We start from the raw sequence: 14418 nt of genomic DNA on the forward strand, positions 1-14418 counted from the left end.
GATTCACTAATAAAAAAATCATATAGGGATTTCCTATATGATTTTTTTATAAAGATTGATATGAATTGTGAATTACCTTAAGAATTGCTCCGATGACTTGCCCTTTAAATTCGTCTGGAATTGCTTCTCCAGATGGATTTGAGTAATAGTAACATCCCGCACTTTCATCGCAAGAGAATCCAAAGTTTGTTAATGATTGCTTTAGGTCCTTCGGCAATTCTTCTAATCCAGTTTGTTCAGTGAAATAGTCAGTAGGAAAAACCTTTACATCGACATCACCTAATCCAGTATGAACAACAAATAAGTCTTGTTCATCCCTAATAACCCATTGATCTTTAGAAAATAAAGAAATTCTTGCCCCTTCTAAAGAGGAGATTGCATCTAAGTTAATACCAAAAATTTGATTGATAAGTTGGCGGATTTCTTTTCCTGTGGCCTTTCTTCCGTGATGGGTGAGGGTAGAATCTATGGCCATTATAGCAATGTTCTCAGTCGAAGAACCAGCTCCTGCCATTATCCATTCTTTTGATAGGACAGGTTTAGTTGTTAAATCAAATTTGAAAATGGACATGACAATGTTACAAATCTCGGTACTGGTTATTTTTCCTTGGTGAGAATCAAGATGTTTGTCCATTAATTCTACTTTTTTCACTCGGTCTGCACCTTTTTCTAACATTTACCAAAAACTCCAATCATAAAAGTAAAGTATGTTTTTTATCAATAACATAGAAAGAGCTGAAAAAATTCTTGCCCTTCCGTTAAAAATATAGACTGGATATTCTCCACTTAACTGAAAGCCCTTAAAACGCTGTTATTCTATTATACTAATTAATACCTGTATGTTGTTATAAAAAAATAAGATATATTTTATAGAAAAAAGGGAATTAAAAAGCATTCGAATCTCTGTCTAGATTTAATCCTAACAAGCATGAATCCACCTAAGACTACAAAACCTCCCTTTAAAATGTTAAAGTAGTAACTTGACGACATTCATTTACACATGCTAAAGGCATTATTATATTTAACATTTCAGGAGGAAAAACAATGGCAATGAGCAACAACGATATATTAAAAAGAGTAAGATATGCTTTAGATATAAGAGATATAGATATGGTAGAAATCTTTAAACTTGGCGGTATGGAAGTAACGAAAGAAGACGTAGTTGATATGCTTACAAAAATAAAGAGAGCGCCTCAGCACGAACCTGAAAACCCTGATGTGGAAGAAGATGAGTACGTAAAAACATGCGATATGATGATGTTAGAAGCATTTTTCAATGGATTTATTACTTTAAAAAGAGGGAAGCAAGATCCGAAACCAGGGCAACCGGCACCTGTACAAAGCAAAGAGAGTGCTAACAACCTTCTTCTAAAGAAAATGAAAATCGCACTATCTTTAACGAGTGAAGATGTACTTGATATACTAGATAGCGTAGGCGTTACAGTGACTAAGGGAGAACTAGGCGCTCTATTAAGAAAAAAAGGCCATAAAAATTACAAAGAGTGCGGCGATAGATACGCAAGGAATTTCATTAAGGGATTAGCTGTAAAGTATAGAGGATAATGAGTTCGTCAAAGCGGTAAATGATATAATAGGTAGAGTAGGACATTCGTATCCTACTCTTTTTTATATGTAAAATAATACGTTAGGTGATGAAATGGTACATACATATTTAGGTGAGACGATTCATTTTCATAGAGGACAGACAATTTTAAAGTTTCTCATGATTCTTTGTATCTTTTTACGACTAAAAATTAGGTCCAATCGTTCTCTTGCTTCTCGGCCAGTGGATGATTGTAGGTAGTTATAATATCCAGAATGGGAAACCTCTAAAAGATCACAAAAATACTTAGTCATTTACTTAAATTGATTGTGTTCAATAGTCATATAAATCAACTGATATACTTTATTCGGTTTTAGATTTTCGCTTGCGTTTAGCAGCCTCTTTTCTGTCTCTTCTAGTTTTTTAATAGTCCCACCTGCCCTTCAAGTAACTTGATTTTTGCCCTCTTGCCTTTTTATTACTTCGAATGGTGTAAGCTTTCGTTTTAATGGTCTACCAGACTGAGTTCTACACGAATCAGTTAATCCGATTAAACCATTCTTTTCATAAGTTTTTTTCCATCTGTAGGCGGATTGTTCAATTCGCTTCATTCCTATCACGTTCATACCGAAGCCATTCTCTATAAAAATTTGTCGAGGAAGTTTACCAGCTAAATACTCATCAATAAATCTATTTTTAAAGGATTCAGTATAGGTAATAGCTCGCTCGTTGTATATTTGAATTGTTTTGAAGCCTTTTTATCTCTTTAGTTGACAATATTATTTTACTCATGATGTCTCCTAATCTCCATACCTTGAAATTCAAGTGTTCTAACTATCGGTACCAGTTTAAATTGGAAGAACTCTTTTTTTTATTAAAGAAATGGTTGTTAATCTTATGAGGAAGAGAATGTATTAGAAGATCGTATCGTTTTTTGTAGCATAAGAGTCTCTGTATAAGTAAGTTTTTGTATAGAAATTTTCTGGCGAACTTAATTTTAGGATGAGAAGTTAAGTTCTCATAGAAATGAACCTTGTAGATAGGACTTGAAATTTATGTAAGTGAATACTTTGAAATTCTGAGAGTGTAAAGAAATTTGATTAAAATAGGTATTTGATAGAACTGACAGTTAAATATATAGTTTAAAACCTATTGTAGTTACAATTTTTATAATTTATTTCTCAATTCAAAACAAAAAAAACAAAAAAAACTGGAAATATAAATTAATTTTAACAATATGAATAATTAGAAAAATGAATTAACATGTAATTAATGGATATTCATATTTTGGACAGAGGAGCTTAATTATGAACACAATGATAATTAATAAGGAGAAAAAATGGTACGAGGAGGGGATGAATAGAATAGATCCTGATTTATATAAAAGGTACATGATTTATTTATATGATTTAGAAAAGTATTCAATTGAGAATCACCCATTTCTAGATGAACTTTCAAAATCATTAAGTTTCACTCCTTTTTCTCCAGAAAAGGCTTTATTTGTTAAAGGAAAACTGGAATTAGGTGAAAATGTTAGGAGGCTAGAGATTGATATTACAGATGTTTGTAATTTTAAATGTCCAGGATGCACCTTTCAATTTAGTCAAATGGATAAACAACTTCCGTTTGAAAAGTTAGATAGCTTTATACAGGAATTAAAGGAAGCAGGGTATACATCTATTACATTAGCGGGTGGAGGAGAACCGAGTATTTATAACTATAACGGGAAGCGGCTCCCTGATGTTACAGAAAGGTTTTTAGAAAATGGAATTGATACGTTTGTTATTACAAATGCCTTTGCTTTAGGAAGTCAAGATGATGTTAGAAGGCTCTTGCTTTCAACAAAAGGGATAAGAATTTCTTATTATAATTTTGTTGCACCGGGAGAACCTGAAAACAAAAATGATATTGTATCTGATAATGTCCGTTTATTATTAAGAACGAAAGAGTTAATGAATATAGATACAGAAATCATCGTTGGGAATTTAGTATCTTGGAATAGCAAAAGGGATTATGAATTTACAATCGAGCTAGCTAAAAGATATAGAACTATTATCACACCTCGACCGATGATTTCAATTAATCGAGATGCTAAAAAAGCTGTGAAAGGTGAAAATCTCAATAAGGTATTAAATAGAGTATTAGAGAATTACATGGGGATAAAGGAACAGATTGATAGTTTGTACAGCCCAGTAGCTGCCAGAGAATTTTTAGAAAGAATTTTGGCTTTTCATTTACCACTACCAAAGCGATGCATTGTTACAGAGTTAGGGCTAGTTGGAAAAATGAGAGCTAATGGTGATTTATACAGATGTGGTCAACTTTCGGCGAGATCCGGCGAGATTGAAAAAAAATATCCTAATGTAGATAAAACAACTTTTTACAATTCGATAGATGATAGTACTGATTATTTGAAAAGTCATATAGATGGTAAAAAGGGATTGGTGTCTTATAATATGTGCCCTGTTTGTAGGGAAACGATTAATAATATTAGATTTAGCAAGTTTCATGAAATCCCTAGTGAATTAAGAAATCCAATTTTACAAGAAGTTAATCAAGCTTTTAGTCATAATAAAAATTTAGCTGGTTTCTGGTAGGAGGAAAAAATGATTAAAGATAGTGCTTTAATAAAGGAAACAAAAGAATGGTTAAATACGGCAGCTTTCCAAATGGAAAACACTGAAAATTCAGATTTAATAACTTTTGTATTTCAAGATGATATGTATGCTGAATTAAATTTAAAGCTATCCAAGTTTATTTATCATTGTCCGGATTTAGGGGGCAAAGTGAATTATGGAATTCATCCAAACTTTAAGAGGGTAGCAAATTATACTGATCAAATTAACATTTACACTTTTTCTAAAACTGAGTGGGAAAGTGGAGAGTTTTTTCTTGAAAATCGGGCTGTAGAAAATGTTTTGTTTTCTAATTTTGAAATAGAAATTACTATCCCATCGAAAGTAACAATAGAAGAAAAATACTTTATTTATAATCAGTATCGTGGATTCTTACATCGATTACCATTTTGTTTTGCCAGTGAAATGTATGATCAGGAATTTAGAGGTATATTAAATTCCTTTGAACTAACTAATGCAGATATATCTGTATTAGATAGATATGAAAATATTTTTTTAAACGCAGATAAAGATTTTGACATAGTCTTTAAAAATAATAGTCATTACAAAAAAGTAGACTGGGTTTAATGAGGGGGAAGAAAAGTATTGGATCGCAAAATATTGGATAGCTTTGTTGCGGCATTTAGAGAGAAAGTTATTTATAGGTTACAAAATGAAATTGACTTAGCATTTATTACAGGAAGTTATGTTAGAAAAAAACAGTTTGATGATGAACCTAACATTAACATTTATCTTGTGTCAAAAGAGGATAATTTTTATAGAGCAAATTATTTGTATGGAAAATTACTTTCTGAATTAATCGCTGCGTGGTCAAATGAAACTTTAGAAGTGTTTGTAGATTTACATCCGTATGCTTTCGGGAAAAGAAATACTACACATATGGTAAAAAATAGAATTAGTATCACAACTAATATGTTCAATGGAAAAGACAAGAAAAATCGTTTGAACCTAACACAAAATATCGGTAATGGTTGGAATACTAGTTTTAAACTCTTATATGGTAATGAGGAAATTTTAAGAGAGCTGAAGAATGAAGTTACCAAGAGTGAATCATGGTGGCTTGAGCGAAAATATGCATTACATTTATATAAAAGCCAAGTTCAAGCCCTGCCATTCATCTATCCTGTTAAAGAGAGCCCATTAATCTTGTTTAGAGAATCACTTCACTATGCAGAGGAAGGTATTCGTGATGGTGTAAGTATTCAATTAGATTCTGAAAGCTTGGCTACAGGGGGGGATTTGCAAATTATTCATGATTGGAGAAACAAATTGGTTCCATTTTATCGAGAGAATTATAATGAGAAAATTTCTAGTATAGTAAGTAAATTCTCGGAACTTAAGTATTCAAAATTTGAAGAGCAGTGCGATTTAGAAAAAGCTGAAGAGTGCTATAAGTGGACTGTGGAATTATTACAAGAACTAATAAAAGTCTGTGAATCTAAATATAAAAATAGAAAGAAGGTTTACTCAGTTGAATAAGAGATATAATGTAGCAATAATAGGCATGGGTATTTTTGGTAAAAACCACCTTGAAGTATTAAAAAAACTAGAAGCAGTAAATATTGTTGGTGTTTACGATAATAACCCAGCACGAAAAGCTCAAATTTCTATTCTTTATCCTGATATTCACTTTTTTGATCATTTTGAAGAAATTTTGAATCATGCGGATATAAATGTTGTTCACGTTACAACAGACGAAAGAACTCATTTTGAAATTGGTAGGGCTGTTTTAGAAGCAAATAAACATTTGTTTATGGAAAAGCCAATTACAGCTAATTATGAAGAAGCAGTGGCACTATGGGGGTTATCACAGGCACGTTCAAAAAAAATAGGGACAGGTCATTTGTTACGACATGAAAAGAAACATAAAAAATTAAAAGAGAAAATCTTAAATGGTGATATAGGAAAAGTAAAAGCTATCACATTAAAGCGTAATTTTAGCCATGAAATGTTAGATCATTATGGAAGAATTAATGCGTATATTACAGCAATGGTACATGATATTGATTTAGTTCAATTTTTCACAGGAAGTTCCATAGAAAAAGTTGCGGGGATACAAAGTGATCCTACAAAACAATCATATTCGTTTAACACTGCTTATTTAGAGACTCAAAGTGGGGTGTCAGCTCATATAGAAAATATTTGGTTGCTACCAGATTCTTATCCATACGGTATGGATTATGAGGTAACTATTTACGGTCAAAAAGGAGTTCTTCGAACAAAAATTAACCATGATATAGAGATATATAATGAAAAGACTACTTATGAAGAATTGTTCTTAGATGAAGCTCTAAAAGAGGAATTAGAATTTTTTATCGATACTATTACCAATAATAAAGAAGTGACAGAACCAACTATTGAAGAGGCTATTCATAATATTGAAGTTGCTGAGGAATTAATAAAAGTGGCTAATAGAGGAGTAATTCCAATAAGCAGTAATACAACAAAGGATGAGCCCATTTATGGTTAAAGTTAAATTAATGAATGAATTATCAATTCAAGAATTTTTAGATGAAAATGCTTATGAGTATGAAACAGACATATCTAAATTAGAGATTTATAATTATGATGCTTATGTAACGAAAGGTGATGCAAGGTTTATCATTTTTCCTAGCAGTCAGGAACAGTTTTCAAATCTTGTCCAACGTTTAAATAGACATCAAATTCCGTATCTTATTAGAGCTTCAGGGACGAATTATTGCGGATCTGTACAAGCAAGAGAAGAGGATATTATTATCTCTACAATTAAAATACCTTTACATGTAACTAGTGAAACAGAAAGATTATTTACGGTACCTGCAAGTATCCGTTTAAAAGAAATTAATGAACGGATTAGCGGGAATCAAAAATTTTATCCTCCAGATCCCTCTTCTCATAATATCTGTACTATGGGTGGAACGATAGCCATGAATGCTGGTGGTGCAAAATGTTACATGTATGGTGTTACTTCAAATTATATTAGAACATTAAAAATGCTCACGCCTAAATTTGGGGAGGTATTATTAGGGTCAAAATACTTATACGCATTGTCAAATCAGGCCCTAAAGCACATGGTAATCGGTTCTGAAGGAACGTTAGGAGCGTTTACTGAGTCAGTGATAGAAACTCAAAACCAACTTGAGTACCATAAAGATTTAGTTTTGAATTTTTTGGATTATCAGCAAGCAATTGAATTTGTGTTTTATATTATTGAGAATAAACTATTAACTAATTCTATTGATATGTCTACAAATCCATATATCCCAAATAAGTCAAAAGGTGTAGGGGCAAAATTAATTATTGGAATTGAGCATGATGATGAAGAAACAGTTAATCAAAAAATTACCTACTTAAAAGAGGCTGTTAGTAAGTTTAATGGAAGGGTAACTGCTGAGGGAAACTTACATGAATTAAGAATAAAAGTTGTTCAAAATAATGTGAAACACATATTAGAAAATACAAATAAAAAGAAGTATTTTTTATTTGATACAGTAGTACCAAGAAGTAGGTTAAAAGAAATTATTGACTATTTCTTTAGTTTATCACTCAGTTTTGATTTTCCTCTATTAAATACGTATCATGCAGGAGATGGAAATATACATCCCACAGTTTTTTATGATCCTGAGTCTGAAGAAGAAATGGAAAAATTAGAGTTGTTTCTATTTCTTATTATAAAAAAGGCGAAAGAATTGGGAGGAGCTATAAGTGGAGAACATGGTATAGGAATTGAGAAAAAACATTTGCAATATATTTTGTCAGCGAAATATCAAAATAAAATGTATGAAATGATAAAAGATTATTTTGATCCTAATCATCTTATGAATAAAGGGAAAATGTTTAGTAACTTTAATGATAGTCAAAAGTATGTACATCGAATTTCACAGTTAAAAAATACATATCACATAACAGAATGTACTAGTTTAGATTATGTTAAATACGAACCAGTTAAAGAGGATGGTTTGAAGGATGTAAGTGTGAAAGAGCCATTTGAAGAAGTTAATGAAAGGCTCAATAAATCAGAATTAACTATTCCATATTACCCCGTTATAAACTTAAAATACTCTTTGGAAGAGTTAGTTAGATTAAATATCCCGAGTTTTATGGATAACTTTTATAATTTGGACTCCTTAATTAGAGCAGTTGAGTTTGAAGATTCTAAAACTATAGGTGCGAAGACATTAAAAAATGTAGAAGGATATAATCTTGTACCTTTATGTGCATTATTTGATGGGATAAAAGAATATACAATTAAAAATGTATTTTTGGAAGAGTTATATACAAGATTTTATTTTTATAAGATAGATGTAAATTTAGAAGAGCCATTTGAAATTCTAGAGAATGAAAAGGTAAAAAAATATTTAATTGATTATTATGTATGTTCTAACGGTACATTAATATTAATGTTTTCAAAAGCTATTGAACACGAGCAATTCCTCTTATTTGATGTTTTTAAGGGTGAGAATTTAGGTGAGTATAATACATTTACTATTATTTCATTAAAAGAATCCCTGCCATTTTCAATTATTAAATTTAAAAATTGGTTATATATGAATAACGAAAGATGTTTAATTGTATTTGATAAAGAAATAGATGAAATAGAGTTAAATAGTTTGAAACCTTTATCACTTTCTATAAGGAGAATAGAAGATAGAAAAAGCCATTATATCTTTTTGGACGAAAAATTAAGGCAACAAATAAATATACAATCACAAGTTGAAGAGGGGCTTAAAAATGAATTATTTAAACTGTGTTAGGTGCGGTCTATGTTTAAGTAATTGTCCACAGTATATTAATAATAGGAACGAACGTGTGACACCAAGATCGATTATGATTCATCTATCAAATGGAGATAAAGAAGAAGTCAATAATATAGCTCTTACTTGTAAAGACTTTTGTGAAAGTGATTGTGAAGGTTTAGTGATGTGTCCGATGGGAATTGAATTGAAAAAATTTGTTGGTTAGTGAGGAGAGAATAAATGGTAATAGATATTCTAAAGGATATAGTGAAAATTAATACAGCTAATCCCGGTGGGAATACAAAAGACTTAATAAATTATATTATAAAAAAAATAAATAAGTATGATTTTGAATATGAAATATTTAAGACCAGTGAGTCAAAAGTCAATTTAATTATAAAAGTAAGAGGTAAAGTTAATAAAACAGTTGTGTTGAATGGTCATCTTGATACAAAGCCTTACGGAAATATGAATGAATGGAAGTACGATCCATATGCTGCTACTGAAGAGAACAAGCGTATCTATGGTTTAGGTGCATGTGATATGAAGGCAGGAGTAGCTTCTATGATTACTCTTTTATGTACAATAGGGGAAGAAAAATTAATTCCAAGGTGGAATTTAGAATTTCATTTTGTAGATGATGAGGAAAATAATAGTACATATGGAATGAAGAGTTTGTTAAATTCGAATATTTTACAGAGAGATTTGTATGATTTAGCAGTTGTGTGTGAACCTACTGAAAATAGTCTAGTATTAGAATCTTTGGGGAATTCTTGGAAGATAATTAAAGTAAAGGGGAAGAAAGCCCATGCTGGCCATTATGAAGAAGGGGTAAACGCTAACGAAGTATTGGCAAATGTATTAATAAAGGCTCAGAAGAAAATCAGCAAAATGAAAGGAGAAAATCCATCTTTTCCAATGTTCCCTAATATTAATATAGGAATTTTCAAAGGTGGAGATCATCCAGGATCTGTAACGGATTATTCTGAAGCTGTTATAGACATTAGGGTAAGTAAAGAGTTTGAAAAAAAGATGATATTGGAAGAAATAGAAAATGTTCTTGAAGAGTATGATGTGCATTATCAAATCAATGATTACCTTCCAGAGATGTATTCATGGGATTATAAAAATTTATCAACTGAATTTTCAAGTGAGTGTTTAAACATATTAATGGATAAATTTAAAGATACTTTTAAGCAAGTTATAGCAAAAAATAAATTTTATGGTGGCTCCGATGCTGGCTATTATGCCGAAAAATTAGGGGTTCCTACTATTATTTTTGGTCCAGGTAGTTTACAACAGGCTCATCAACCAAATGAATGGGTCAATATTAAAGGTGTTATGGATCATTTTAAGATTTTACAGAAATGGATGATTGATATTGATTGATATTGTTGGGAAGGGAAACATGGCTGCGCATTATCGGGAAATTATATCCGGATATTCGAAATTTAAAAAGTCACCTAATAAGAATATGATTATTGCCATACCATTTTTTTTACACGAGACCTATTTAAGTAGCGCCGAAACCAACAGATTATTAATAGAAAAACCGGCTGTAACTACTAGGAAGGGAATCGAAATTCTAAAAAACAAATGTGTATATGTGGGACATATATTAAGATTTTTTGAGACAACTGAATTTGTAAGGGATTTATTGAATGAAACTCAGGCGGTTGTATATGAAATTGATATTAAACGCTATACCAATAAGAAGAAAAAAGATTGGTGGTATAAATGTAATAATTTTTTGTTTTGGTATGAAGTTATTCATAGTATAGATTTAATAGATTATGTATTCCCTATAAAAAATTTTGAGTGGCGAGAGAAAAGGTTAAATATTAATAATGGGTTATTAATAGGAGTGAAAAGTGGTTTTGTAGTAAATGGTGTAAAGGGTAGATTAAATCATTTTATGGAAAGTAGTTATGAAGAAAACAAATTTACACTAAAGACTTCGATAGGGAATATCGAGATTATTAATTATGAAAGAGTGTACGTTAATGGGAAACTAGAAGTGAATTTAAATTTTGAAGAAGAATTTAATAAAGCTTTAAGAGAACAGGTAAAATCTTTTGTATTTAAAACTCCTAAATTAGAGAGAATAAGTTGGGAAAATCTCGAACATATCTATGAAATAATGCTTGAATTTCAATAAGAGATTTTAAATAAAGGAATTCCTCTTAAGGATAAAGTGAATTCTATATAATAAAAAGGATATAGGTGAAGGGTATGAAAATGAAATTTAGATATATAGTATTTGTTTGCATGAGTATAGCATTAGTAGCGGGAACTAGCTTCTCGATGGAATTAAAAGAAAAAAATATAGTAGAAGAACATCCGCCATACAATAGTCCAAGTAAATTATTAGTAGAAGAACATCCGCCATATAATAGTCCAAGTAAATTATTAGTAGAAGAACATCCGCCATACAATAGTCCAAGTAAATTATCGAGAGAAAAATATCAATTGTATAATAATCAAAATAATGTATTGATATAAAAAAATATTTTAAGTTCATGGATATAATAAAGAATAAAACACAAAAAAAAGTACTTGTTTTTTACAAAACAAGTACTTTTTTTTGTGAGTTTAAATCTGATTATTTAAGTATTCAGTAAAATGTTTTTCAAAAAAATGGAATTGTGGTAAAATTTCTTGAGGGGGGGGTTCCATGCAAGAGAAAACATTGGAGAATTTAGGATCATTTATTCGTTTTAAAAGAATAAAAAAAGATTTTACTCAAGAGGGGTTAGCTCATGGAATTTGTTCAGTTACATATTTAAGTAAAATAGAAAATGAAAAAATAATACCTAATCAAGAAATAATAAAGTTATTACTAAAAAGATTAGGTATTGAAATAAATGATAGTTTGAAAATACATGATATGATAAATCGTGTAAATTCGCTAATAGATGAAGGGATTCAATTATTAGAAGAAAAGAAATTTAAAGAGGTTGAGGCAATATTTAAAGAAATTCAGAAAGATAAAGAGATGATTTTAAATACTCCTAATATTATTTATGACTATTACATTTTTAAATTAAGATACCTTGTTGTAATTGATGATCTTGATCAAGCAAAAGTAGTTATTGAACAATTAAATGGTATAAAAGATTTATTAAAGCCTGAGTTGTACTGTTCATTTCTTCACTATGCGGGTATGTATAAATGTAAAAAAGATAAGTATAAAGAAGGATTGCAATTACTACAAGAAGCAGAAATTGTTATGAATCAAATTGGTAAACCTATACCTAGTCTTTTGTACCATATGGCTTTAACTTTTAGTCATTTACAGAATAGCGTTTTAGCAATATATTATACAAATGAAAGCTTAAAAGTTTATTCTAATCAAATGAATTATCAGCGGATAATAGATTGCAAGATGATAATCGGTATTAATTATATAAGAGTAAAGAGATGGGAAGAAGCAGAAAAGGAATTTAATAATATAATGAAAGTAGCATCTGCTATAAATAATAAAGTAGTTATGGCGACAGTGTATCATAATTTAGGTTATTTATATTCCAAAAAAGGAAATCATGATGCAGCGATGCGCAATTTTCAATTAAGCTTAGATTTAAAGGGGACAAAAGATTCCTCGTATTTTACTACAATCTTGTATTTGGTAACATATCTTTATGCCATAAAAAGATTAGAAGAGTGCCAAGCTATATTAGAAAAGGTTTTAAAAGAAAAAAATCTTAAATCCTATGCAATGCTTGAAGTTCAATTGAGAAGTATATGGTTTGAAGTTGTTTTCGAAATAGGGAAAAAAGAAATAAGTGATGTGATTTCTTTTTTTGAAGATGTAGCACTACCATATTTCTTGGGGATAAACAATCAAAAGCATTTAGGCACTTGCTATTATAAATTAGGTAAGTATTATTCTAAAAATCGAAAGTACAAACTTGCTAGTGAATATTTTGAAAAAAGTTGTATATTAAAAGAATCATAATAATTAATGCTACTAAATTTAGATTTAGTAGCATTAATTATTATGATTAACGTGATTCGATGTATTCTTGATTATTTAAGTATTTTCTTAATGCTCTAGGTATATAGATGGATCCATCTTCTTGTTGATGAACTTCAAGTAAGGGGATTAATATTCTTGGTGTCGCGATAGCTGTATTATTTAAAGTATGACAGTATTTTATTTCGCCATTATTATCTTTATATCTAATTTTAGATCTTCGAGATTGAAAGTCCAATAAATTGGATGCAGATTGTGTTTCGCCATAACTGTTTCTGCTAGGCATCCAAGTTTCAATATCATATTTTTTAAAAACACCCTGTCCAATATCCCCTGTACAAACAGAAACAACACGATAAGGAAGCTCGAGCAGCTGTAGAATTTCTTCCGCATTTTGAGTGATTTCTTCTAAAATAAGGTTAGACTTTTCAACATTATTTTCACATAGAATAACTTGTTCAACTTTACTAAATTGATGAACTCTATATAATCCTTTTACATCCCTTCCAGCGGCACCTACTTCACTTCTAAAGCAATTTGATATTCCAGCTAATTTGATAGGTTTTTCTATATTAACGAATTCATTTGAATAATAGGAGACGATAGGTACCTCAGAAGTTCCTATTAAATATTTATTACTGTTTGCTAGTTTATAGGTTTGGTCTTGTCCAATTGGAAAAAATCCAGTATTAATAAACATTTCTTCATTAACCATTGCAGGAACTTCTAAAAGAGTGAAGCCTTTTTGAATTAAATGATCAATGGCTAGTTGCTGAACTGCTCTATGTAGAGAAGCTCCCATATTTTTTAAGTAATAATTCCTTGTACCAGCTACTTTCACGCCTCTTTTTATATCAATGATGTCTAATGAATGTCCAAGTTCAATGTGATCTTTGATACTGAAAGTAAACGTAGGTTTTCTTCCGCATTCTTTGACAACAACATTATCTTTGTCAGAAAGACCGATAGGTGTATCGCTTGAAATAATATTAGGTACTAAAAGCATTAGTGTATTGTATTCATTTAATATAGACTCTAAATTTTGTTGATTAGCTTTTAATGACTTATTAATTTCATCTATCTGTAATTTTATACTTTTTATTAGGTGCTGATTATCGCCTTTTAACACAAAATCTTTCATATCATTAGATAATTTCTTTTTTGTGAATCTAGCTAATTCGATATCATGAATTAGCTTTCTCCTTTCAAAATCTAGTTGAATAATTCTCTCGATTGAAATATTAATCCCCTTTTGGTTAGCAATTAAACTTAGATCTTGTTGGTGATTTCTAATAAAATTAATGTCTAACATAATTAAAAACCTCACTTTTTTTACATTGAATTGATCGAATCATTTATGATTTAGGCATTTAAAATTAATAAGTAATATTTAATCAAAACTATAGATGAAAGGTTGTATGGTGTAAAGGATTCTTAATGTATATTTTATACTCAAAAATTGCGAAAAAATTGCGATTTAAGTGCCGATTTTATCAATACCCTCTTCTATTATTAATTTGTATTATAGAACTATACATAATTATTAAG

Annotated in this window: 14 protein-coding genes; 11 read left to right on the forward strand and 3 right to left on the reverse strand. The window is 30.0% G+C overall.

The features are described 5' to 3' along the window. Positions 1–46: 46 nt before the first annotated feature. Entirely contained in the window at positions 47–676 is a 630-nt protein-coding gene (locus tag NLJ82_RS01950; RefSeq protein ID WP_000890291.1) for a hypothetical protein, read from the reverse strand. A gap of 368 nt (positions 677–1044) precedes the next feature. Here NLJ82_RS01950 and NLJ82_RS01955 point away from each other — a divergent pair, with 368 nt between their 5' ends. Continuing rightward, on the forward strand, positions 1045–1563 hold the full coding sequence (locus tag NLJ82_RS01955; protein WP_001251737.1) for a YehS family protein: 519 nt from the start codon (positions 1045–1047) through the stop codon (positions 1561–1563). A gap of 423 nt (positions 1564–1986) precedes the next feature. On the opposite strand, the gene NLJ82_RS01960 is transcribed toward NLJ82_RS01955, so the two are convergent. After that, complete coding sequence (locus NLJ82_RS01960) at positions 1987–2169, reverse strand: helix-turn-helix domain-containing protein (protein ID WP_014297621.1); 183 nt, start codon at positions 2167–2169, stop codon at positions 1987–1989. A gap of 681 nt (positions 2170–2850) precedes the next feature. On the opposite strand from NLJ82_RS01960, the gene NLJ82_RS01965 reads away from it, so the two are divergent. From NLJ82_RS01965 to NLJ82_RS02010, 10 genes are all read left to right on the forward strand, one after another. Beyond that, the gene (locus tag NLJ82_RS01965; RefSeq protein ID WP_001094977.1) at positions 2851–4140 is read left to right on the forward strand and encodes a radical SAM protein; all 1290 of its coding nucleotides are present in this window, start codon (positions 2851–2853) and stop codon (positions 4138–4140) included. Positions 4141–4149: 9 nt separating this feature from the next. After that, complete coding sequence (locus NLJ82_RS01970; protein WP_000588632.1) at positions 4150–4746, forward strand: hypothetical protein; 597 nt, start codon at positions 4150–4152, stop codon at positions 4744–4746. An 18-nt stretch (positions 4747–4764) separates the two neighbouring features. After that, on the forward strand, positions 4765–5658 hold the full coding sequence (locus NLJ82_RS01975; RefSeq protein WP_000375183.1) for a hypothetical protein: 894 nt from the start codon (positions 4765–4767) through the stop codon (positions 5656–5658). Further along, positions 5651–6649 (forward strand): Gfo/Idh/MocA family protein, encoded by a 999-nt coding sequence (locus NLJ82_RS01980; RefSeq protein WP_001042907.1) that lies wholly within the window; start codon positions 5651–5653, stop codon positions 6647–6649. Before NLJ82_RS01975 ends, NLJ82_RS01980 begins: the two co-directional genes overlap by 8 nt. Then, entirely contained in the window at positions 6642–8912 is a 2271-nt protein-coding gene (locus tag NLJ82_RS01985) for an FAD-binding oxidoreductase (protein WP_000241461.1), read from the forward strand. Before NLJ82_RS01980 ends, NLJ82_RS01985 begins: the two co-directional genes overlap by 8 nt. Next, positions 8890–9120, forward strand: a complete 231-nt coding sequence (locus tag NLJ82_RS01990) for a 4Fe-4S dicluster domain-containing protein (protein ID WP_001108475.1) — start codon at positions 8890–8892, stop codon at positions 9118–9120. Before NLJ82_RS01985 ends, NLJ82_RS01990 begins: the two co-directional genes overlap by 23 nt. A 14-nt stretch (positions 9121–9134) precedes the next feature. Continuing rightward, positions 9135–10283, forward strand: coding sequence for a M20 family metallopeptidase (locus NLJ82_RS01995; RefSeq protein WP_000234087.1), 1149 nt, complete (start codon positions 9135–9137; stop codon positions 10281–10283). Further along, positions 10276–11052 (forward strand): hypothetical protein, encoded by a 777-nt coding sequence (locus NLJ82_RS02000; protein WP_000565588.1) that lies wholly within the window; start codon positions 10276–10278, stop codon positions 11050–11052. Before NLJ82_RS01995 ends, NLJ82_RS02000 begins: the two co-directional genes overlap by 8 nt. A 74-nt stretch (positions 11053–11126) precedes the next feature. Continuing rightward, on the forward strand, positions 11127–11396 hold the full coding sequence (locus tag NLJ82_RS02005) for a hypothetical protein (protein ID WP_000782276.1): 270 nt from the start codon (positions 11127–11129) through the stop codon (positions 11394–11396). A 172-nt stretch (positions 11397–11568) separates the two neighbouring features. After that, on the forward strand, positions 11569–12852 hold the full coding sequence (locus tag NLJ82_RS02010; RefSeq protein ID WP_001156760.1) for a tetratricopeptide repeat protein: 1284 nt from the start codon (positions 11569–11571) through the stop codon (positions 12850–12852). Between the two features lie 46 nt (positions 12853–12898). Here the strand turns inward: NLJ82_RS02010 and serS are convergent, their stop codons facing one another. Continuing rightward, positions 12899–14182, reverse strand: coding sequence for a serine--tRNA ligase (serS, locus tag NLJ82_RS02015; RefSeq protein ID WP_000884299.1), 1284 nt, complete (start codon positions 14180–14182; stop codon positions 12899–12901). Between the last annotated feature and the right edge of the window lie 236 nt (positions 14183–14418).

It is taken from the genome of Bacillus paranthracis, from assembly GCF_024296885.1.
GTDB lineage: Bacteria > Bacillota > Bacilli > Bacillales > Bacillaceae_G > Bacillus_A > Bacillus_A paranthracis.